Consider the following 21417-nt stretch of genomic DNA (forward strand, 5'->3'; position numbering starts at 1 on the left):
CCCGTCGCGCCCAGGTCGTTCGCCTCCAACGATCATGACAGGTGGCGGGCGCGATTCGGTCGTTGGCCGCCTCGCCGACCCCGCCCGTTGAGAGGATCCGCAGGTGGGCACCGAGGCGCGGGAGTGCGTACCGCGGCGGCCGGTGCGGCAGCGCTGGGCGCGCGGGCTCCAGTGGGCGCCGCTGGCCGCGCTGACGCTGGCCGTGCTGGCCGGGGCGGGGCTGTGGCTCGCCGGCCGCCGCACCTGGGCGGACTGGCTGTGGGCGGCGGCGACCGTGGCCGCGCTGGCCCCGGCGGCCTGGTCCATGCTGCGTCAACTGTGGCGGCGGCAGTTCGGGGTGGACGTCATCGCAGTCCTCGCGCTGGCCGGCGCGCTCGTCGTCGGGGAGTACCTGGCCGGCGCGGTGATCGCGCTGATGCTCGCCACCGGGCGCGCGCTGGAGGCGTACGCCCAGCGCAGGGCGACCCGCGACCTGCGCGCCCTGCTGGAACGGGCCCCGCGCACCGCGCGGCGGCGGGTCCCCGGCGGCGGCATCGAGACGGTCCCGCTGGACCGGGTCGCGGCCGGCGACCGGCTCGTCGTCGGCCCCGGCGACGTGGTGCCCGTCGACGGGACGGTCGAGGAGCCCGCCACCCTCGACGAGTCGGTCGTCACCGGCGAGTCCCGGCTCGTGCAGCGGGCGGCCGGCGAGCAGGTGGCCAGCGGCGTGGCCAACGCCGGGGCCGGGTTCGGGCTGCGGGCGACGAGGAGCGCGGCGGCCAGCACGTACGCGGGGATCGTCCGGCTCGCCGAGGAGGCCACCGCGCGCAAGGCCCCGATGGTGCGGATGGCCGACCGGTACGCGGCGGCGTTCGTGCCGTTCACGCTGGTGCTGGCCGGGCTGGGCTGGTGGCTCTCCGGCGAGTTCGTGCGGGCCGTGGCGGTGCTGGTGGTGGCCACCCCCTGTCCGCTGCTGCTGGCCACCCCCATCGCGATCGTCTCCGGGCTGTCCCGGGTGGCCCGGCGGGGGGTGCTGGTGCGCGACGGCGGCTCGCTGGAGGCGCTGGGCCGGGCCCGGACCCTGCTGGTCGACAAGACCGGCACGCTCACCGCCGGCCGGCCCCGGGCCGCCGAGACGGTGGTCGCCCCCGGCGGCGACCGGGACGAGGTGCTGCGGCTGGCCGCCTCCGTGGAGCAGCTCTCCCCGCACGTGCTGGCCGCGGCCCTGGTCCGGCAGGCCCGGGAGCGGGGCCTGGCGCTGGCCGACCCGACCGACGTCACCGAGGAACCGGGGCGCGGCGTCACCGGCCGGGTCGACGGGCGGCTGGTGCGGGTCGGCCAGCTCGGCGGGGAACTGCCGCAGTGGGCGGCCCGGGCCGCCGAGCGCGCCGAACTGGCCGGCCGGTCGGCCGTCTGGGTCAGCGACGAGCGGGAGCCGCTCGGGGCGATCCTGCTGGAGGACCCGGTGCGTCCGGACGCCCGCCGCACCGTGCGGCGGCTGCGCGAGGCGGGGCTGACCCGGCTGGTCATGGTGACCGGGGACCGGCCCGGCACCGCCGACCAGGTCGCGCAGGCCGTCGGCGTCGACGACGTGCTGGCCCGGTGCACGCCGCAGGAGAAGACCGCCCGGGTCCGCGAGGAGTCCCGCCGGGCCGTGACCGTGATGGTCGGCGACGGGGTGAACGACGCCCCCGCCCTGGCGGAGGCCGACGTCGGGGTGGCGATGGGCGCGACCGGGGCGACCGCCTCCGCCGACGTCGCCGACGCGGTGCTCACCGTCGACCGGCTCGACCGGCTCGCCGACGCCGTGGAGATCGCCCGGTACGCCCGCCGCATCGCCACCCAGAGCGCCGTCGTCGGGATGGCGCTGGCCGTGGCGGCGATGCTGGTCGCCGCCGCCGGGAGGCTGCCGCCGGTGGCCGGGGCGTTCCTCCAGGAGGGCATCGACGTCGTGGTGATCCTCAACGCGCTGCGGGCCCTCGGCGGCGGGCTGCGCCGCCGGGACGTCCCGCCGGACACCCGGGAACTGCTCGACCGGTACGCCGGCGAGCACGCCGCGATCCGCGACGTGCTCGCCGCCCTGCGCGACACCGCCGACCTGGTCGCCACGCACCCCGACTCGCCCGACTGCCTACCGGCCCTGCGCGCGGTGCACGGGCGGCTCACCGGGCGGGTGCTGCCGCACGAGGCCGCCGAGGAGCGGCAGCTCTACCCGGCGCTGGCCGGTCCGCTCGGCAGCGACGAGGCGACCTCGCCGATGAGCCGGGGGCACGTGGAGATCCGCCGGCTGGTCGACCGGATCGGCGGGCACCTCGCCCAGGCCGGTGCCGGGCCGCTGCGCGGCGACCAGGTCACCGACCTGCTCGCCGCGCTGTACGGCCTCGACGCCGTCCTGCGCCTGCACCTGGCCCAGGAAGAGGAGGACTACTTCTCCCTCCCCGACTGAGGTGTAAGGAGGGGCCCCTTGTTAACGCATTCTGTAGAGGAAGGGCCCCCTCCTAACACCGGGTGTTAAGAGGGGGCCCTTCCTTGCGCGTCAGCGTTCGCGGACCACCGCGACCGGGCAGTGGGCGTGGTGCAGGAGCTGCTGGCCGACGGAGCCGAGCAGCATGCCGCGCAGCCCGCCCCGGCCCCGGCTGCCGACCACCACGAGTTGGGCGTCCCGGCTCGCCTCGACCAGCGCGCCGGCCGGGCGGCCGGCGACCACGTCGACGGTCACCGCGACGTCGGGGAACGTCTCCCGCCAGCCGGCCAGCGGCTCGTCCAGCGCCGCGCGTTCCGCCGCCGCCGCGTCGTCGGCCGCCAGTCCCCGGTCGGCCGACGGCTCCCAGGCCCGCACCACGTGCAGCGGCACGCCCCGCTGGGCCGCCCGCTCGACGGCGAACCCGAGGGCCAGCAGGGAGGTCTCGGAGCCGTCGACGCCCACCACGACCCGGCCGGTGCGCCCGGCGGGGGTGTCGCCGTCGCGGACCACCACGACCGGGCAGTGCGCGTGGGCGGTCACCGACACGGCCGTGGAGCCGGCGAGCAGGCCGCCGAACCCGCCGTGGCCCCGGCTGCCGAGCACCAGCAGGCCCGCCTCGGCGGAGCGTTCCTCCAGCACCAGGGCCGGCGGCCCGTCGAACACCTCCCCGCGCACGGTCACCGTGGGCCGCGCGGCGGCGGCGTCGGCGGCCGCCTTGCCGACCAGCTCCTCCACCTGCCGGCGGGCGGTCTCGTCGGGCCAGACGCCGGGGGCCACGCCGGGGCCGACCCAGCCGGCCACGGTCACCCACTCGAACACGTACGCCAGGCGGACCGGCCGGCCGCTGTGCTCCGCCTCGCCGAGCGCCCAGTTCAGGGCGACGGTGGCGTCGGCGGAACCGTCGTAGCCGACGAGGATCTCGTCACGGCTCACTTCTCGCTCCTCAGTTCGGCGTCGGTCTCCCGGATCCACCGCCACTCGGCGACCCGGGGGTCGTCGGAGCCGTGCTCGCGGGTGTAGTCGCGGCACGCCTGCCGGGTGTCCACCATCTCCTGCCGCAGGTGCGCGGCCCGCGCGGCCAGCCCCGGCACCCGGTCGATCACGTCGATGACCAGGTGGAACCGGTCCAGGTCGTTGAGCATCACCATGTCGAACGGCGTGGTGGTGGTGCCCTCCTCCTTGTACCCGCGCACGTGCAGGTTGTCGTGGTTGGCGCGCCGGTAGGTGAGCCGGTGGATCAGCCACGGGTAGCCGTGGTAGGCGAAGATGACCGGCCTGTCGCTGGTGAAGATGGTGTCGAACTCGTTGTCGGGCAGGCCGTGCGGGTGCTCCGACGGCGGCTGGAGGCGCATCAGGTCGACCACGTTGACCACCCGCACCTTCAGCTCGGGCAGCCGCTGGCGCAGCAGCTCGGCGGCGGCGAGGGTCTCCAGCGTCGGCACGTCGCCGGCGCAGGCGAGCACCACGTCCGGCTCCTCGCCGTCGTCGGTGCTGGCCCAGTCCCAGATGCCCAGGCCACGCCGGCAGTGCTGGACCGCCTCGTCCATGGTCAGCCAGTTCGGGGCGGGCTGCTTGCCGGCCACCACCACGTTGATGTAGTGCCGGCTGCGCAGGCAGTGGTCCATGGTGGACAGCAGGGTGTTGCCGTCCGGCGGCAGGTAGACCCGCACCACCTCGGCCTTCTTGTTGACCACGTGGTCGATGAAGCCCGGGTCCTGGTGCGAGAAGCCGTTGTGGTCCTGCCGCCACACGTGGCTGGACAGCAGGTAGTTCAGCGACGCCACCGGCTCCCGCCACGGGATGCCCCGGGTCACCTTCAGCCACTTGGCGTGCTGGTTGACCATCGAGTCGACGATGTGGATGAACGCCTCGTAGCTGGTGAAGATGCCGTGCCGGCCGGTCAGCAGGTAGCCCTCCAGCCAGCCCTGGCACAGGTGCTCCGACAGCACCTCCATCACCCGGCCGTCGGGCGAGAGGTGGTCGTCGCCGTCGACCCGGCCGGCGACGAACGCCCGGTCGGTGACCTCGAAGGCCGCGCCGAGCCGGTTGGAGGCGACCTCGTCGGGGCCGAACAGCCGGAACGTGCGCGGGTTGGCGGTGATCACGTCGCGGACCCACGCGCCGAGCGTCCCGGTCGCGCCCGCCACCGGCTCGCCGGGCTGCTGGACGTCGACGGCGTACCGGCGGAAGTCCGGCAGCTCCAGGTCGCGCAGCACCCGCCCGCCGTTGGCGACCGGGTTGGCGCTCATCCGCAGGTCACCGGTCGGCGGCAGCGCGGTCAGCTCGGCGACGGGCGCGCCGGTCGGGTCGAACAGCTCCTCCGGCCGGTAGCTGCGCAGCCAGCGCTCCAGCTCGGCCAGGTGCTCCGGGTTGTCGCGCACCTCGGCGATGGGCACCTGGTGGGCGCGGTAGGTGCCCTCCACCTGCTTGCCGTCGACGACCGCCGGGCCGGTCCAGCCCTTCGGCGTACGCAGGACGATCATCGGCCAGCGGGGGCGCTCGACGGGCGCGCCGGAGCGGGCCCGGCGCTGGATGTCGGCGATCTCGTCGACGGCCCGGTCGAGGGTGGCGGCGAGGGCCTGGTGCACGGTGGCCGGGTCGTCGCCCGCGACGACGTACGGCTGATAGCCGAAGCCGCGCATCATGTCCAGCAGGTCGTCGGTGGGGATGCGGTCCAGCACCGTCGGGTTGGCGATCTTGTAGCCGTTGAGGTGCAGGATGGGCAGCACCGCCCCGTCGCGGGCCGGGTTGAGGAAGACGTTGGACAGCCAGCTACCGGCCAGCGGGCCGGTCTCGGCCTCCCCGTCGCCGATGACGCAGGCGACCAGCAGGTCGGGGTTGTCGAACGCCGCGCCGTAGGCGTGGCTCAGCGCGTACCCCAGCTCGCCGCCCTCGTGGATCGAACCCGGCACCTCCGGCGCCACGTGGCTCGGGATGCCGCCGGGGAAGGAGAACTGGCGGAACAGCCGCTGCATGCCGGTCTCGTCGCGGCTCACCGAGTGGTAGAGCTCGCTGTAGGTGCCCTCCAGCCAGGTGTTGGCCACCAGGGCGGGGCCGCCGTGGCCGGGGCCGGTGATGAAGATCGTCGGCAGCTTCCGGTTGACGATGACCCGGTTGAGGTGGGCGTAGAGCAGGTTGAGGCCCGGGCTGGTGCCCCAGTGGCCCAGCAGGCGGGGCTTGACGTGCTCGGGCCGCAGCGGCTCCCGAAGCAGCGGGTTGTCCAGCAGGTAGATCTGCCCGACGGTCAGGTAGTTCGCGGCCCGCCAGTAGGCGTCCAGCCGGCGCAGCTCGTCTTCGGTCAGGGGGCTGTGCAGGTCTACAGCGGTGTCCATGCTGCGTTAGCCTCTCGCGGATCGGGGACGTTCGCATCCGGGGCGCCGGGTTTTCCCGGCCACGTCCAGCTTCGCGGCGCGGGCGGAGATCGATCAGGGCCGTTGGTCCCGGACCGTGGGGACGTCATGCCCCGCCCGGCGCGGTGGCCACCAGTCCACGCACGACGATGACCGGCGCGGGGGAGTGGTAGAGCAGCGACTGGCTGACCGCGCCGAGCATCCCGCGCAGCGGCTCGTCGCCCCGGGGGGCGACCACGGTGAGCTGCGCGGAGCGGGACTGCTCGACCAGCACCCGGCCGGGGTCGCCGCCGACGACGTGGCACTCGACCGGCACCTCCGGGTGCCGGCGTCCGCACCGGGCCACCAGGTCGGTCAGCTCGGCGTGCGCGCTGTCCAGGCCGTGCCGGTCGTACGCGTCGGGCCGGCCGGACGTGCCGTGCGGGCCGGGGCCCGGCGGTGCGCCGGTGGCGGGCGGCCGGTCCTCGGGCGGTGGCTCGACGACCCGCACGGCGAGCAGCCGGGCCGACCGGCGGGCGGCGCAGCCGAAGGCGAACGCCAGCGCCGTGCGGGAGCTGCGCGAACCGTCGACGCCGACGAGGACGGGGCCCTGCGGCGGCGGCTCGGGGCGCACCACCAGCACCGGGCAGCCGGCGCGGGCGGCGAGCTGCACGGCCGGGGCGTCGGCCGGGATGCACGCCCCGCAGCGCGCCATGCCGCCGTCGCCGATGACGACGAGGAACGCCGACTCGGAGCGGCGGACCAGGACGGCGACGGGAGCGCCCTCGACGATCTCGCCGCTGACCGGCACCGCCGGCGCCGCCTCGCCGGCGGTTGCGGCGGCCCCTTCGAGCAGCTCCTCGGCCCGGGCGCGCGGGCCGACCACCGACGGGTCCTCCAGCGCCGCCGACCAGTTGAAGGCGTGCAGCAGGCGCAGCGGGCGGCCGTGGCCGGCAGCCTCCCGCGCGGCCAGCCGGGCGACCTGCGGCGCGGTCTCCGGTGAGCCGAGCGCGGCCACCACGGGCGCGTCGGCGGGCGGGGTCATCCGGCCTCACCTCCCCGACAGGCGTGCGCGGCGGGTCCGATCACTGCAACCGAGCGTAGTGGCCGCCGGCCGGGCCGGGGCGGGTATCGCGCCGGCCGGGCCGGCTCCGGTGACCCCGGCGATCCTGGCGACCCCGGAGATCCAGGCATTCCTGGCTTCCTGGCGATCCTGGCGTCAACTTTGGTTGACGGCGGCCCGTTGTCAACGTATGTTGACAACATGAGTCACGCGACGGAACTCGCGGCGGCGGCCGGCAGCACCGACCCCCGGGTCGGCCTGCGCGCCGTGCGCGCCCTGCGCCGGCTCCTCGAACGGCTGGAGGTGGTCCAGGTGGACAACGCCCGACGGCAGGGCTGGTCCTGGCAGGAGATCGCCGACGCGCTGGAGGTCAGCCGGCAGGCGGTCCACAAGAAGCACGCCGGGCGACCGGCGGTCCCGAGCACCTGGGAGGAATGATGCTCGAACGGTTCACCGGCCGGGCCCGCGAGGCGGTCAGGCAGGCCGCCCACGAGGCGCGGGCCGCCGGGCAGCGCCCGATCGGCACCGAGCACCTGCTGCTCGCCGTCCTCGCCGACCCCGACAACCTCGCGACCCGGGTGCTGCACGACGCCGGAGTCCGCGCCGCCGACCTGCGCGCCGCCGTGGCCCGGCACACCGCCGAGGGCGGCGCGGGGCTCGCCGAGGCCGACGCCGCCGCGCTGCGCGAGATCGGCATCGACCTGGCCGCGATCGTCGCCCGGATCGAGGAGTCCTTCGGCCCCGGCGCGCTGCGTGCCGCGCCGCCCGCCCCGCGCCGCCGCTGGGGGCGGCGGCACCGGCCCGGCGGCCCGTTCTCGCCCCGGTCGAAGAAGGCGCTGGAGCTCTCGCTGCGCGAGGCGCTGCGGCTGCGGCACCGGCACATCGGCACCGAGCACCTCCTGCTCGGGCTGCTGCGCGAGGGCGGCGGCCCGGCCGCGCTGGTGCTCGCCGAGGCCGGGCTGGAGCTGGACGACCTGCGCCGCCGGGTCGAGCTGGCCCTGCGGGCCGCAGCCTAGCCGCCCGGCCCGGTAAACCTGTTTTCGGTGCGCGCAACCTCACCGGCCGTCGGCTCGCCGCCTGCACCGAGTTGCTGCACACTGACGCCGTGGATGCTGAGCAGAACACGCGTTCGACGCCGGACGCGCGCGCGACCGACCACCACGGCGGGCTGCGTTCCGCCGTGGTGGTCAACCCGGCGAAGGTCGCCGACCTCGACGAGCTGCGCGCGACGGTCGACGGGGCGCTCGCCGCCGCCGGCTGGCCGACGCCGCTGTGGTTCGAGACCACCCCGGAGGACCCGGGCCGGGGCCAGACCGGCACGGCCGTCGCCGCCGGGGTCGACGTCGTCTTCGCCTGCGGCGGCGACGGCACCGTGATGTCCTGCGTCAGCGCGCTGGTCGGCACCGACGTGGCCCTCGCCGTCCTGCCCCAGGGCACCGGCAACCTGCTCGCCGCCAACCTCGGCCTCTCCACCGACCTGGCCGCCGCGCTGGAGGTCGCCGTCGAGCGGGGCCGCCGCCAGCTCGACGTCGGCGCGGTCGACGACGCCTACTTCACCGTCATGGCCGGGATGGGCTTCGACGCCCAGATGCTCGACGCCACCTCCGAGACGACCAAGGCCCGCATCGGCTGGCCGGCGTACGTGATGGGGGCCGCCCGGCACCTGCGCGACCGGCCGATGCGCGTCACCATCCGCCTCGACGACCGGCCGCCGCTGCGCCGCCGGGCCCGCTCGGTGCTGGTGGCCAACGTGGGCCGCCTCCAGGGCGGCGTCACCCTGCTCACCGACGCCGAGCCGGACGACGGCTGGCTCGACGTCGCGGTGCTCACCCCGCGTGCCCTGCGGCACTGGCTGGCGATGGGCTGGGCGCTGGTGCGCCGCCGGGGCAGCGTCCCCCGGATGGAGGTCTACCGCGCCCGCCGGGTGGAGGTCACCAGCAACCGGGCCCAGCCGCGCGAGCTCGACGGGGACCTCATCGCTCCGGGGCGGCGGCTGGCCGTCGAGATCCGCCCCCGCGCCCTCTGGCTCTGCGTGCCGCAGCCGCAGGAGGCGCCCGACCTGGCCGCCGACGCCGAAGCCGCCGGGGAGCGGGGCGAGGAGTTGGTCGAGGAGGCCCGCCGTGAGTAGCACCCGGATGGTGCCCGAGACCCGGCTCATGGCCGACGAGGAGCTCTCCGCCGACGACGCCTGGCACACACTGCGCCGCCACGGCGGCTGGCGGCTGCTGCGGGACGCGTTCGTCCGGTTCCGCTACGGCGACGGGTTCAGCCACTCCCGGGCCCTCGCGTTGCAGCTCTGCCTCGCCGTGGTGCCGTTCCTGATCGCCCTCACCGGCCTCATCACCGACCTCGGCGCCGACGAGGGCGGCCGGGTCGTCGCCGACACGGTGCTCGCCCTCACCCCCGGGCAGAGCGAGCAGGTGGTCGGTGAGCTGCTCGACTCCGGCGAGCGCACCGAGGACGCCGGCGAGCTGGCGCTGACCCTCGGCCTGCTGACCGGCCTCGTCGCGCTCACCACCACGATGGCCCAGATCGAGCGCGGCGCCAACCGGATCTACGGCGTCGAGCGGGACCGCCCGGCCCTGTGGAAATACCTGCGCGCCGCCGTCCTCGCGCTCGTCGCGGGCGTCCCGGCGCTCGCCGGGTTCCTCATCCTGGTCGGCGGCGGGACGATGGGCGATTCGGTACGCCGCAACTACGCCTGGGGCGACGTCGCCACCTTCGCCTGGGAGGTGGTCCGCTGGCCGCTGAGCCTCGGCCTGACCGTGCTCGCCGTAGCCCTGCTGTTCCGGCACGCCCCCCGCCGCAAGCAGCCCGGCCTGTCCTGGCTGTTCCTCGGCGCCGGCATCGCCACCGCCCTGTGGTGGCTGGCCAGCCTGCTGCTCGCCGCGTACGTGCGGTTCAGCGACGGGTTCGGGCAGACCTACGGCGCGCTGACCGGGATGATGGCGCTGCTGCTCTGGGCCAACCTCACCGGGATGGCGCTCTTCGGCGGGCTGGCCTTCGCCGCCCAGCTGGAGGCGATGCGGATCGGCGCTCCCGAGCCGGCCCAGCCGGACCTGTGGCAGCCCGAGACCGAGCGTGAGGAGATCCACGACACCGGCGAGATGACCGCCCTCTGACGGCGCGACGCCCCGCGCGACGCCCCCGGTGTGCGGGCGGCCCGGATCGGGTAAAGGGCCTCGCCAGAGCCGACAAGGGAGGTGCGGGGTGACCGCGGTCAAAGAGGTGGTGCGGCGGCCACTCGGCCATTTCGCCGAGCGGAGCATCGCCGGCCTGGTGGCCGTCGTCGGCGCGGGGGTCGCCTTCGGCCTGCTGCTGATGCTGGTGCGGTTCCGGTGGAGCCCGCTCCAGCACGCCGACCACGAGGCCGCCGAGTGGTTCAACGGGCTCGTCGCCCCCCATCACGCCCTGGTCACCGTGTTGCAGGCGATCACCGACCTCGGCGGGCGGCCCGTGCTGATCTGGCTGGTCAGCGTCGCCGTGCTCGGGCTGCTGATCCGCAAGCAGTCCCGGCTCGCCGTCTATCTGATCATCACCGGGGTCGGCGGGCTGATCCTCGACCCGTCGCTGAAGACCCTGGTCGGTCGCCTGCGTCCCGTGGTGGACGTGCCGCTGGCCAGCGCCCCCGGCAACAGCTTCCCCAGCGGCCACGCCCTCGGCTCGTTCGTCGCGTACGGGGCGATCCTGCTGGTCTTCCTCCCCGCCATGGCGCCCCGCTGGCGCAGGCCCGCCATCGCCGTCGCCGCCGTGCTGGTGGCCCTGATCGGGCTGACCCGGATCGCGCTGGGCGTGCACTTCGTCTCCGACGTGCTGGGCGGCTGGCTGCTCGGCGCGGCCTGGCTGGGCGTCACCGCGTACGCCTTCCGGCTCTGGCGGCGCGAGCGCGGCCGGCCGGTGCCGCCGTTGACCGAGGGCCTGGAGCCGGAGGCGGGCCGCGACATCGCCCCGGCCCCCGCCGAGGAACGCGTGCTGGAGCACCCCCGCTCGGCCGTCGCGGAGCTGCTGGTCGGCTGGGTGCTGGTGTTCGGCGCGCTGTACGCCTTCGGCATGTTCGTCAGCTACCACGCCAAGGACACGTTCCTCGGCAGCCTCGACACCGGGGTCCCGCGCTGGTTCGCCGACCGGCACACCGCCGCGTCGACCGACCTGAGCTGGTGGTGGAGCAAGTTCGGCGACACCCACGCGATCCTGCTGGTGTCGCTGGTCTTCTGCCCGCTGGTGCTCGCCGTGTGGCGGCGCTGGCGGCCGGTGCTGTTCGTGGCGCTGGCGATGTTCGGCGAGCTGACCCTCTTCCTCGCCTCCGCCCGCGCCGTCGACCGGCCCCGCCCTCCCGTGGAGAACCTCGACGGGCAGATGCCCACCTCGTCGTTCCCGTCCGGGCACATCGCCGCCACCATCTGCCTCTGGCTCGCCATCGCCCTCATCGTGTTCCCCCGCACCGACCGCTGGTGGCGGTGGCTGTTCGTGGCCGCCGCCGTGGTCATGCCGGTCGGCGTGGCGGTCTCCCGGATGTACCGGGGCATGCACCACCCGACCGACTTCATGGGCGCGATCCTGCTCAGCGCCCTGTGGATCGGCCTGCTCTACTGGGTGATCCGCCCCAACGCCGACCTCGCCGAGGGCAACCGGCCGGCGATCGAGTCCGAACAGGTCGACGAGCTCGACGACGAGCTGGCCACCGCCGGCCGCCCCGACTGATCCGGCGATGCTGCGGGTGATGACCTGGAACATCAGGACCGGCGGCCGGGACCGGACGGGCCCCGGCCGCCTGGACCGGGTGGCCCGGGTCGTCGCCGCGCACCGGCCGGACGTGCTGGCCGCGCAGGAGCTGCGCGGCTTCGACTCCGGCGGCGTGCTGGCCGGCTTCGCCGCCGCCGTGGGCATGGAGCCGTACCTGGCCCGGTCGTGTTTCGGGCAGCCCGTGGCGGTGCTGGTCCGCCCGCCGCTGCGGGTCGTCGCGGCCGGCCCGGTCCGCCGACCGTTCCACCACGCCGCCGTACGCGTCACCGTGGCCACCGACTCCGGGCCGCTCACCGTGCTCGCCGCGCACCTCGACCCGTACTCGGGGCTGCGGCGGCGGGTCGAGGCGGGCTGGCTGGCGGGGGCCGTCGGCCGGACCCCCGGCGTGGGGCGGGGCGCGCTGGCGCTGCTGGCCGGGGACCTGAACACCCTCGCCCCGGGCGTCGACCACACCGACCGCGTCGCCCGGCTGCCGGCCGCGTACCGTCGCCGGCACCTGCGCCGCGACGGGCGCACGGTGGACACCCGGGCGGTGGCCCGGCTCGCCGCCGCGGGCCTGGTCGACCTGTACGCCGCGCTCGCCCCGGGCGACGAGGGGCGCACCGCGCCGACGCGGCACGGCGGCGGCGCGGAGTTCTCCGGCATGCGGCTGGACTACCTGTTCGGCACGCCCACCCTGGCCGGGCTGGCTAGGTCCTGCGTCGTGGTGCGCGGCGGCGACACCGAGCACGCCTCCGACCACTACCCGGTGCTCGCCGACCTCGACCTGCGCCCGGCCTGACCGGCCGGGCCACCGTGCCGGCCGGGCCGCCGCATGGTTGCCGTGGGCCGTTACGCTCGCCGCCGTGACCGGCCGAGACACCGCCCGCCCCGAGCCGCCGCCGCACCCGCTGGTCGCCGCGTTCGCCCGGGGCGTCGCCCTGGTCGTGGTGCTGCCCGTGCGGCTGGTGTGGGAGCTGCTCGTCGCGGTCGGGCGGTGGCTGCGCCGCTGGCTGCTCAGCCCGCTGGGCCGGGCCCTGCGGGCCTGGGTGCTGCGCCCGCTCGCCTGGCTCGCGTACCACCTGGTCTGGGTGCCCCTGGCCTGGCTGGCCCGGCACCTGGTGCGGCGTCCGCTGAGCTGGGTGCTCCGGACGCTGGTCCGGCCCGTGGCGCGCCTGGTCGTGGTGGCGGTCGACTGGCTGATCCGGCACCTCCTGGTGCCGCTGGTGGATCTGGTGGGGCGGCTGTTCGGGCCGGCGCTGCGGGCCCTCGGGCGCGGCCTGTGGTGGCTGCTGCGGCTGCTGTGGACGGCCCTGACCGCCGCCTGGCGGCTCGCCGGGCGCATCCTGCGCGCCCTGCACCGGCTGCTGCTGCGCCCGGTCGGCCGGGCCCTGCGCTGGGCCTGGCGGCACACCGTCGCCCCGCTCGGCCGCGCCCTGCGCGCCGCCTGGCGGGTCACGGTCACCCCGGCGGCCCGCTGGCTGAACGCGTCGGTCCTGGCCCCGGTGCGGGAGGCCACCCGGGCCCTCCTGCGCGCCCTGAATCTGCGCCCCTGACGTCCGGGTCGGCGGCGCTCCGGCGTTGTCACTTTCCGTGAGGGTGATGGCGTTCGGCTGCGGGGGCGGCCGGCTTTACTCCGCGCGACGATCCGGCGGCAGCACCGGACTGCCCCTGCCCCCTTTGCTCTGCACCCATCGACGCACCACCCCGGCGAGCTGCGCGGGAAGGATGGCGCGGACGGTGGCGGATGGGCCGGTCGGTTGCGCTGCGTGAGCGATGCGTCTGTGGGTGCAGAGCAAAGGGAATGGCGGGATTGGCGTCGTCGGGCGCGCGGATGGCGCTGAGTAACCGGTCGATGCGCGTGGCGGACGGGCTAATGGACCAGGTCGAGCAGGACGGCGAGCCGCCGCCGCTTCACAGCTCGCGGAGCCGGGGCAGCAGCTCCTCCCGGGCCCAGTCGAGGAACCTCGGCTGGGTGTCGCCGCCGACCTGCACCAGCGCCACGTGGGTGAAGCCGGCGTCGACGAACTTCTTGAACGCCGCGACGTGCCGGTCGGTGTCCGGGCCGCAGGAGATCCCGTCGGCGACGTCGTCCTCGCGGACGTACTGGGTCGCGGCGGCGAACGACTCCGGGCCGGGTAGCTCGGCGTTGACCTTCCAGCCCATGCCGAACCAGCGGAACTGGTCGTGCGCGATCTTGCGGCACTCCGCCTCGTCGGGGCCGTAGCAGATCGCGACCTGGCCGAACCGGGGCTGCCCCACGCCGCCCGCGTCGTCGTACATCTGGATCAGTTGGGCGTCGGGCTCGGTGGCGACGAGGCCGTCGCCGTAGTCGGCGGCGAGCGTCGCCGACTGCCGGCCGGACGCGGCCACGGCCATCGGCACCGGGCGGTCGGGCCGATCCCAGACGTACGCGTCGGGCACGTCGAAGTGGTTGCCGGAGAAGGTCAGCGTCTCCCCGTTCAGCAGGGGCCGGATGATCTGGAGCGCCTCCTCGAACATTTCGTGCCGCTGCTGCACGTGCGGCCAGCCGCCGACGACGTGCTCGTTGAGGTTCTCCCCGGCGCCCAGGCCGAGGGTGAACCGGCCGTCCGACAGCACCCCGATCGTGCTGGCCTTCTGCGCCACCACGGCGGGGTGGTAGCGGCGGATCGGGCAGGTCACGAAGGACATCAGCTCGGCCCGGCTGGTGGCGTGGGCGACCGCGCCGAGCACCGACCAGGCGTACGGGGAGTGGCCCTGGGAATCCAGCCAGGGATAGTAGTGGTCGGAGATCACCAGCTGGTCGAAGCCGGCGGCCTCGGCGCGCACCGCGTAGTCGACAAGTTCCTTCGGCCCGGCCTGCTCGCACATCAGGGTGTAGCCGACGTTGACCATGGCGCATCTCCTTCGCTCTGCCGATCCACCCCGCATACCCCCGTGGGCGTCGGTCAACCCTCGACGGCCGTCGAGGCCTTGACGGGGCGGCTCTGGGTGGTAAGGTCCGGCCTTAACCGGTTCAGGCTGGGGGCGTCGCATCCTGTGGTGGGGATGACCGCACCTGTGGCGGCTCGCTGCCCCGCGAGCCGCCACAGGACATCCCTCCGCTGAGTGGCGAGTCACTGAACCGGTTGCCCCTCCTCACTGATCGGCCTACGCTGATGCCTGCGCCGCCGCGGAGCCGGACGGCGGCTGACGGGCCAGCCGCCTTCTTCGTCACCACCGCACCCCCGCCGGGCACGGGGCTCGACCCTCCCTGAGGAAGGCCATGAGAAAACGTCTCTCCGTCGCGGGCGTCGCCCTGCTGACGGTCCTCGCCGCCGTGTTCGCCTTCGGGCAGCCCGCGCACGCCGCCGCCGGCTTCACCGTCGCCAACGGCAAGCTCTACGACGCCAACGGCAACGAGTTCGTCATGCGCGGCGTCAACCACGCCCACACCTGGTACCCGCAGCAGACCAGCTCCTTCGCCAACATCAAGGCGCTCGGCGCGAACACGGTGCGGGTGGTGCTGGCCAGCGGCGACCGCTGGGCCAAGAACGACACGGCCGACGTCGCCAACGTCGTCTCCCTGTGCAAGGCGAACAAGCTGATCTGCGTCCTGGAGGTGCACGACACCACCGGCTACGGCGAGCAGAGCGGCGCGATCACCCTGGACCGGGCGGTCGACTACTGGCTGAGCATCTCCAGCGCCCTCGCCGGCCAGGAGAAGTACGTGATCGTCAACATCGGCAACGAGCCCTACGGCAACCAGGGCTACGGCACCTGGGCCACCGACTCGGCCAACGCGATCAAGCGGCTGCGCGCCGCCGGCCTCGCGCACACCATCATGGTCGACGCCCCCAACTGGGGCCAGGACTGGTCGTTCACCATGCGCGACAACGCGGCGTCGGTGTTCGCGGCCGACCCGCAGAAGAACACCGTCTTCTCCATCCACATGTACGGCGTCTTCGACACCGCTGCCGAGATCTCCGACTACCTCGGCCGGTTCCGCACCGCGAAGCTGCCGATCGTGGTGGGCGAGTTCGGCTTCGACCACTCCGACGGCAACCCCGACGAGGACGCCATCCTGTCGTACACGCAGGCCAACGGCATCGGCTACCTCGGCTGGTCGTGGAGCGGCAACGGCGGCGGCGTCGAATACCTCGACATGACCACCAACTTCAACCCGAACGCCCTGACCACGTGGGGCCAGCGCATCTTCAACGGCGCCAACGGCATCAAGGCGACGTCGAAGGAGGCGTCGGTCTACGGCGGCATCGTCACGCCCACGCCCTCGACGACCGTGACCCCGACCCTCCCGCCGCCGACCACGACGCCCCCGCCGACCACCCCGCCGGCCAGCGGCGGCTGCACGGCGACGTACACGATCATCGGCCAGTGGCAGGGCGGCTTCCAGGGTGAGGTCAAGGTGACCGCCGGCTCCGCCGCCATCAACGGCTGGACGGCGAAGTGGACCCTCGGCAGCGGCCAGTCCATCAGCCAGGCGTGGAACGCGACGCTGACCAGCAGCGGGTCGAACGTCACCGCCACCAATGTCAGCTACAACGGCAAGCTCGGGGCCGGGGCCAGCACCAGCTTCGGCTTCCTCGGCAGCTCCACCGGCACCCCCGCCGTCCCGGCGGTGACCTGCACGGCGAGCTGACCTCTCCGCACCACCGGCGGTGGCCGGGCCCGCCCGGGCCCGGCCACGCGTCCGTCCGGGCTACGCCGCGACGACGTCGGCGACCACGCATGCGACGTTGTCGGGCGCGCCGGCGGCGTACGCGAGGGCGACCAGCCGGTCCACGGCCTCGTCCGGCCCGCCGACCCCGCCCAGCGCCTCGCACACCGCCGCCGGGTCGACCACCGCCGAGAGCCCGTCGGAGCAGAGCAGGTACCGGTCACCGGGGCGGGCGTCGCGTAGCGCCAGGTCCGCCTCGACGTGCTCGCCGCCGGCCCCCAGGGCACGCGCCAGCACGGCCCGCTGCGGGTGGGCGGCGACCGCCTCCGGGGCCAGCCGGCCGGCGTCGACCAGCGACTCCACGTACGTGTGGTCCCGGGTGAGCCGATGCAGCTCGCCCTCGCGCAGCAGGTACGCCCGGCTGTCGCCGACGTGCACCAGCGCCACCCGAGGGCCGGAGCGCAGCAGCGCGGTCAGTGTGGTGACCGGCTGGTGCGCGTCGACCGCCAGCCCGCGCACGGCGCGGTGGGCCTCGTCGGCCCCGCCGGCCAGCAGCGCGAGGAGCTCGGGGGCCGGCACGTCGGCGGGCTCCAACGCCCGGAGGGCGTCGATCGCGGCGGCGCTGGCCGCCGCGCCGCCGGGCCCGCGCATGCCGTCTGCGACGGCCAGCAGCCGCTCGTCGGCGTACGCGGCGTCCTCGTTGCTGTCCCGCGCGGCCCCGGTCTCGCACCGGGTGGCGTGGCGGACGGTGAGAGTGTGGTGGTCCATGACGGGCCCCTTTCCGGACAGGTCGCCGACGAGGAGGGTGGCGAGGCGACCGCGCTGCGCCGTGTCGGCGGCGACCCGCCGCCAGTACGCGTCGACGGCCTCGGCCGCCTCCCCGGGCCGCAGCCCGCACACCGTGCGGATCTCGGCCAGCGGCATGCCGATGCGGCGCAGTGAGGCGATCAGCCGGGCCCGCTCCAACTGGGCCGGGTCGTAGAGCCGGTAGCCCGACTCGGGATCGACCGCCGCCGGGCGGAGCAGGCCCAGCTCGTCGTACAGGCGCAGCGCCTTCGGCGTCAGCCGCGCGGCCCTGGCGAACCCTCCGATGGTCAGCAGCCCCACGTCACGTCCTCCTCGTGCCGGTCACCGCGACCGGCAGGCACCAGCCTGTGGCCTGCCCGAGGGGGAAGGTCAAGACGGGGGGTCAGCCGACCGCGTCGACCTCCAGCAGGAGGGTCTGCTCGGGGTGCAGGGCCGGCAGTTGCAGGCCGACCGAGGCGAGCACCGCGCCCGGCAGGGTCACCCCGGGCAGCCAGCCCGGCTCCGTCAGCTCCAGCGCCGCCGGCTCCGGCACGCCGGCCGCCGGCCGGACCGCGTACCGCCGGGCCGGGTCGAGCCCCGGCAGCCGCAGCGCGCCCGGCGTCTGGGCGACCGAGGTGGCGACGCGCGCCACGGCGTACACCGCGTGGGTGAGGTCTGCGGCGACCACGCCGTGCGCCCAGACGGCCGGGTCGGGGTGGTCGACCCGGACCACCCGGCCGGCGTGCAGCAGCGGTCGCAGCCGCTTGTGCAGCGCCACCCAGGCCGACAGCTCGACCCGGTCGGCGGCGCTGGCGGAGCCGATGTCCCACTCGACGCCGAAGTGGCCGAACAGCGCGGTGGCGGCCCGGAAGCCCAGGTCGTGCACCCGGTGCGTGGTGTGCGAGCGGTCGGGCCCGACGTGGCTGCCGACCAGCTCCGGCGGCAGCAGCAGCCCGGTCCACCGCTGGATGGCCAGCCGCTCCAGGGCGTCGTTGCAGTCGCTGGCCCAGACCCGGTCGGTGCGGCGCAGGATCTCCAGGTCGACCCGCGCGCCGCCGGAGGAGCAGCTCTCGATCTCCAGCCCCGGGTGGCGGGCGCGCAGTTCGTCGAGCAGCCGGTAGGCGGCGGCGGTCTGCGCGTGCACCCCGGGCCGCCCGGCGTGGCCGGCCTCGGTGAGGTCCCGGTTGTGGTCCCACTTCAGGTACGCGATGCCGTCGTGGTCGCGCAGCAGCGCGTCGAGCCGCCCCAGCACGTACGCGTACGCGGCCGGATTGGCCAGGTCGAGCACCTGCTGGTGCCGCCACGGGGGCGGCAGCCGGCCGGGCACGGCGAGCACCCAGTCGGGGCGGGCGCGGAACAGGTCGGAGTCGGGGTTGACCATCTCCGGCTCGACCCAGAGGCCGAACTGCATGCCGTGCCCGCGCACGTGGTCGATCAGCGGTTGCAGCCCGCCCGGCCAGACCGTCTCGTCGACGTACCAGTCGCCGAGCCCGGCCCGGTCGTGCCGGCGGCCGACGAACCAGCCGTCGTCGAGCACGAACCGTTCCACCCCGACGGCGGCGGCGTGGTCGGCGAGGGCGCGCAGCCGGTCGAGGTCGTGGTCGAAGTAGACGGCCTCCCACACGTTGAGGGTGACCGGCCGCGCCGAACGCGGGTGCCCCGGTCGGGCGCGCAGGTGGGCGTGCAGCGCGTCGCTGAGCCCGTCCAGGCCGGCGGCCGAGTGCGCGGCGTAGAGCAGGGGGGTGGCGTAGGACTCGCCGGGGCCGAGCGTGATCTCGCCGCTGCCCAGCAGCTCGCCGCCGCCCAGCGTGGCCTCCCCGGTGGGCCGCCGCTCGGCGAACGTGACGTGGTCGCCGCTCCACGCGGTGTGCACCGCCCACACCTCGCCGTGCCGGAAGCCGAACCCGGCCGTGCCGGCCACCAGCAGCAGCGTCGCGTCGTGCCCGGTGCGCCCGTGCCGGCCCTCCCGCACCCACGCGCCCATCGGCCACGGGTGCCGCTGCGGCGACCGTTCCCGGCACCACCGGCCGGTCAGGTCGAGCAGCTCGGTGGCGACCGCCGGCACCGGCAGCACGCCGGTCAGCTCCCGCAGCTCGTACGGGGTGTCGCCGTCGTTGCGCAGCCGGTGCCGCAGCAGCACCAGCCCGGCCGGGTCCAGCGCGACCTCGACGGTCAGCGTCAGCGCCGCGGCGGGGTCGCTGGCCGTCACGGTCACCCGGGCCGAGCCGGCCTGACCGGCCGGGTCAGCGGGGTCCCCGGTCCCGTCGGGCTCGTCGGTGACGGCGAGGGCGTCGAGGCGGAACGCCGTGGACCAGGCGGCGCCGGCGCGGTGCCCGGCCAGCCCGGGCCGCCCGCTCCAGCCGGCGCTCGCCTCGGGCAGCAGCGACAGCACGGTCGGGGCGTCGAAGCTGCTCGGCACCACCGGCGGCACGCCTGCCGCGACGAGCGCGGTCAGGTCGTCGGCGGTGAGCGGGCCGAGGTCGGCGCCCCAGTGCGCGACCCGGGGCAGCCCGGGGCCGCGCGCGTCGAGCACCAGGCTGGTCGCGGCCCGGCGAAGGTGGACGATCGTCATCCCTTGGAGGCTCCCAGCGTCAGGCCCCGGACGAACTGCTTCTGCAACAGGAAGAAGATCACCAGGGTGGGGATCGCGACCAGCACCGAGCCGGCCGAGACGAGGTTGTTGTCGGTGAAGAACTCGCCGCGCAGGTTGTTCAGCGAGCTGGTCACCGGGAACTTGTCGCCGGTGCGCATGAGCACGGTGGCCCAGAAGAACTCGTTGTAGATCCAGGTCACCTCCAGCGTGGCCAGCGCCGCCAGGGCGGGTCGGCACAGCGGCATGGTCACCTGCCAGTACTGCCGCCACACGCTGGCCCCGTCGACCATCGCCGCCTCGTACAGCTCGTGCGGCAGGGCCTTCATGTAGTTGCTGAGCACGAAGACGCAGAAGCCGCACTGGAAGGCGACGTTGACCAGGATCAGCCCCCAGTAGCTGTCGTAGAGCAGCTCGGAGTCGCTCATGAACGGCGGCAGCGGCACCTCGGTGAACAGCCGGAACAACGGGATCAGCAGGGCCTGCTGGGGCAGCAGGTTCGCGGCGGTGAACAGGCCGAGCAGGACGATGTTGAGCTTCCAGCTGAACCGGGCGATGACGAACGCGACGCAGGAGGCCAGGAACAGCGTCAGCAGCACCGCCGGGACCGTGATGTAGACGGAGTTGAGGAAGTGCTTGCCGAACTCGGCGGTGCGCCACGCGGTGACGTAGTTGTCGAGGGTCCAGCCGCCGAGGGAGACGTACCCGTTGGCGGCGGTGTACTCGTAGGAGCGCAGCGAGGTCAGCACCGCCCAGAGGATCGGGAACAGCCAGCCGACGGCGACCGCGCCGAGGAAGAGGTGCAGGACGACCCGGGCGGGCCGCAGCGGGCGGCGGCCGGACGCGGGGGCGGCCGGCTCGCGGGTAGGGGCAGCGGCGGTCACTTCCGGTTCTCCCTCATGACGGTCGCCAGGTAGACGGTGATGAAGACCAGCGAGACGGCCAGCATGAGCGTCGCCAGCGCCGAGCCGAAGCCGATGCGGCTGGCCTCGCCGACGACGTTCTGGGTGACCAGCGCGGAGATCAGCTCCAGCCCGTTGCGGCCCTTGTTGACGACCCAGACCAGGTCGAACGCGCGCAGCGACTCGATGACGTTCACCACCAGCACGATGATGTTGATCGGCCGCAGCACCGGGAAGACCACCTTGAAGAAGGTGGTGGCCTCGGACGCGCCGTCGACGGCGGCGGCCTCCCGCAGCGACGGGTCGACGCCCTTCAGCCCGGCCAGGTAGAGCAGCATGATGTAGCCGACGTGCCGCCAGCCGGCGGCGACGAGCACCGCCCAGATGTTGACGTCCGGGTCGCCGTACCAGTCGGTGCTGGTGCCCAGCGCCGCGTTGAGCAGGCCCTGGTCGCGGGAGTAGATGAGCTGCCAGACGAAGCCGATGAGCGCCAGCGAGAGCACCACCGGCAGGTAGAGCGCGGTCTGGTAGAAGCGGCTGCCCCGGATCTCCTTGTCCAGCAGCACGGCGAGGAACATGCCGAACGGGGTGGCGACCACGAACAGCGCCGCGAGCCAGAGCAGGTTGTTCTGCACGGCCGGCACGAACGGCGGATAGATGTTGATCACGTCGGAGTAGTTGCGGCCGCCGACCCACTCGATCTCGCCGATCGGGCCGATGCCGTCCCAGTTCGTGCCGGACAGCGCCACCGTGGCCAGGGCCGGGAACCACACCAGGCCGACGACCAGCAGCAGCGGTACGAGCACCATCAGCGCGATCACCACGCGGTCGGTGCGGGACAGGAGCCGTGACCCGCGGCCGCGACCACCCTTGCGGGTGGTCGCGGCCGGCGACGACACGGCGGGATCCGCTTGGATCAGGGGCAGGTCGGACACGTGTCCTC

At 74.8% G+C, this 21417-nt stretch carries 17 protein-coding genes; 9 read left to right on the forward strand and 8 right to left on the reverse strand.

Annotation, left to right across the window (positions count from 1 at the left end; all coding sequences use genetic code 11):
- Positions 1-103 precede the first annotated feature (103 nt).
- The gene (locus O7628_RS22285; RefSeq protein ID WP_278133327.1) at positions 104-2425 is read left to right on the forward strand and encodes a heavy metal translocating P-type ATPase; all 2322 of its coding nucleotides are present in this window, start codon (positions 104-106) and stop codon (positions 2423-2425) included.
- Between the two features lie 90 nt (positions 2426-2515).
- On the opposite strand, the gene O7628_RS22290 is transcribed toward O7628_RS22285, so the two are convergent.
- The 3 genes from O7628_RS22290 to O7628_RS22300 all read right to left on the reverse strand — a co-directional run bounded on the left by O7628_RS22290 (position 2516) and on the right by O7628_RS22300 (position 6817).
- Complete coding sequence (locus O7628_RS22290) at positions 2516-3376, reverse strand: universal stress protein (RefSeq protein ID WP_074479162.1); 861 nt, start codon at positions 3374-3376, stop codon at positions 2516-2518.
- Positions 3373-5775, reverse strand: coding sequence for a phosphoketolase family protein (locus O7628_RS22295; protein WP_278133330.1), 2403 nt, complete (start codon positions 5773-5775; stop codon positions 3373-3375). Before O7628_RS22295 ends, O7628_RS22290 begins: the two co-directional genes overlap by 4 nt.
- Positions 5776-5899: 124 nt before the next feature.
- Positions 5900-6817 carry a universal stress protein gene (locus O7628_RS22300; protein WP_278133332.1) on the reverse strand — a complete coding sequence of 306 codons (918 nt, stop codon included), beginning with the start codon at positions 6815-6817 and terminating at the stop codon, positions 5900-5902.
- Positions 6818-7036: 219 nt separating this feature from the next.
- Between O7628_RS22300 and O7628_RS22305 the strand changes: the two genes are divergently transcribed.
- From O7628_RS22305 to O7628_RS22335, 7 genes are all read left to right on the forward strand, one after another.
- Positions 7037-7273 carry an HTH domain-containing protein gene (locus tag O7628_RS22305; RefSeq protein WP_043962604.1) on the forward strand — a complete coding sequence of 79 codons (237 nt, stop codon included), beginning with the start codon at positions 7037-7039 and terminating at the stop codon, positions 7271-7273.
- Positions 7273-7851 carry a Clp protease N-terminal domain-containing protein gene (locus O7628_RS22310; protein ID WP_278133335.1) on the forward strand — a complete coding sequence of 193 codons (579 nt, stop codon included), beginning with the start codon at positions 7273-7275 and terminating at the stop codon, positions 7849-7851. The genes O7628_RS22305 and O7628_RS22310 overlap by 1 nt, the downstream gene beginning before the upstream one ends.
- Before the next feature lie 152 nt (positions 7852-8003).
- Entirely contained in the window at positions 8004-8963 is a 960-nt protein-coding gene (locus O7628_RS22315) for a diacylglycerol kinase family protein (protein ID WP_278136384.1), read from the forward strand.
- Positions 8956-9957 carry a YihY/virulence factor BrkB family protein gene (locus O7628_RS22320; RefSeq protein ID WP_074479166.1) on the forward strand — a complete coding sequence of 334 codons (1002 nt, stop codon included), beginning with the start codon at positions 8956-8958 and terminating at the stop codon, positions 9955-9957. The genes O7628_RS22315 and O7628_RS22320 overlap by 8 nt, the downstream gene beginning before the upstream one ends.
- Positions 9958-10045: 88 nt before the next feature.
- Positions 10046-11536 (forward strand): phosphatase PAP2 family protein, encoded by a 1491-nt coding sequence (locus O7628_RS22325; RefSeq protein ID WP_278133338.1) that lies wholly within the window; start codon positions 10046-10048, stop codon positions 11534-11536.
- A gap of 7 nt (positions 11537-11543) precedes the next feature.
- Entirely contained in the window at positions 11544-12359 is an 816-nt protein-coding gene (locus O7628_RS22330) for an endonuclease/exonuclease/phosphatase family protein (protein ID WP_278133340.1), read from the forward strand.
- Between the two features lie 64 nt (positions 12360-12423).
- A complete protein-coding gene (locus tag O7628_RS22335; RefSeq protein ID WP_278133342.1) occupies positions 12424-13113 on the forward strand; it encodes a hypothetical protein in 690 nt (229 codons plus the stop codon).
- Positions 13114-13471: 358 nt separating this feature from the next.
- Here O7628_RS22335 and O7628_RS22340 read toward each other — a convergent pair whose 3' ends face one another.
- Positions 13472-14434, reverse strand: a complete 963-nt coding sequence (locus O7628_RS22340; protein WP_278133343.1) for a TIGR03557 family F420-dependent LLM class oxidoreductase — start codon at positions 14432-14434, stop codon at positions 13472-13474.
- A 370-nt stretch (positions 14435-14804) separates the two neighbouring features.
- Here O7628_RS22340 and O7628_RS22345 point away from each other — a divergent pair, with 370 nt between their 5' ends.
- Positions 14805-16178: a cellulase family glycosylhydrolase gene (locus tag O7628_RS22345; RefSeq protein ID WP_278133345.1), complete on the forward strand. Its 1374-nt coding sequence runs from the start codon at positions 14805-14807 to the stop codon at positions 16176-16178.
- 60 nt (positions 16179-16238) lie between these two features.
- On the opposite strand, the gene O7628_RS22350 is transcribed toward O7628_RS22345, so the two are convergent.
- From O7628_RS22350 to O7628_RS22365, 4 genes are all read right to left on the reverse strand, one after another.
- The gene (locus O7628_RS22350; RefSeq protein WP_278133346.1) at positions 16239-17303 is read right to left on the reverse strand and encodes a MerR family transcriptional regulator; all 1065 of its coding nucleotides are present in this window, start codon (positions 17301-17303) and stop codon (positions 16239-16241) included.
- Positions 17304-17385: 82 nt separating this feature from the next.
- Entirely contained in the window at positions 17386-19554 is a 2169-nt protein-coding gene (locus tag O7628_RS22355; RefSeq protein ID WP_278133348.1) for an alpha-galactosidase, read from the reverse strand.
- Complete coding sequence (locus O7628_RS22360) at positions 19551-20456, reverse strand: carbohydrate ABC transporter permease (protein WP_278133350.1); 906 nt, start codon at positions 20454-20456, stop codon at positions 19551-19553. The genes O7628_RS22355 and O7628_RS22360 overlap by 4 nt, the downstream gene beginning before the upstream one ends.
- On the reverse strand, positions 20453-21409 hold the full coding sequence (locus O7628_RS22365) for a sugar ABC transporter permease (RefSeq protein ID WP_278133351.1): 957 nt from the start codon (positions 21407-21409) through the stop codon (positions 20453-20455). Before O7628_RS22365 ends, O7628_RS22360 begins: the two co-directional genes overlap by 4 nt.
- Positions 21410-21417 lie beyond the last annotated feature (8 nt).

Source organism: Micromonospora sp. WMMD956, from assembly GCF_029626125.1.
Classification (GTDB): domain Bacteria; phylum Actinomycetota; class Actinomycetes; order Mycobacteriales; family Micromonosporaceae; genus Micromonospora; species Micromonospora carbonacea.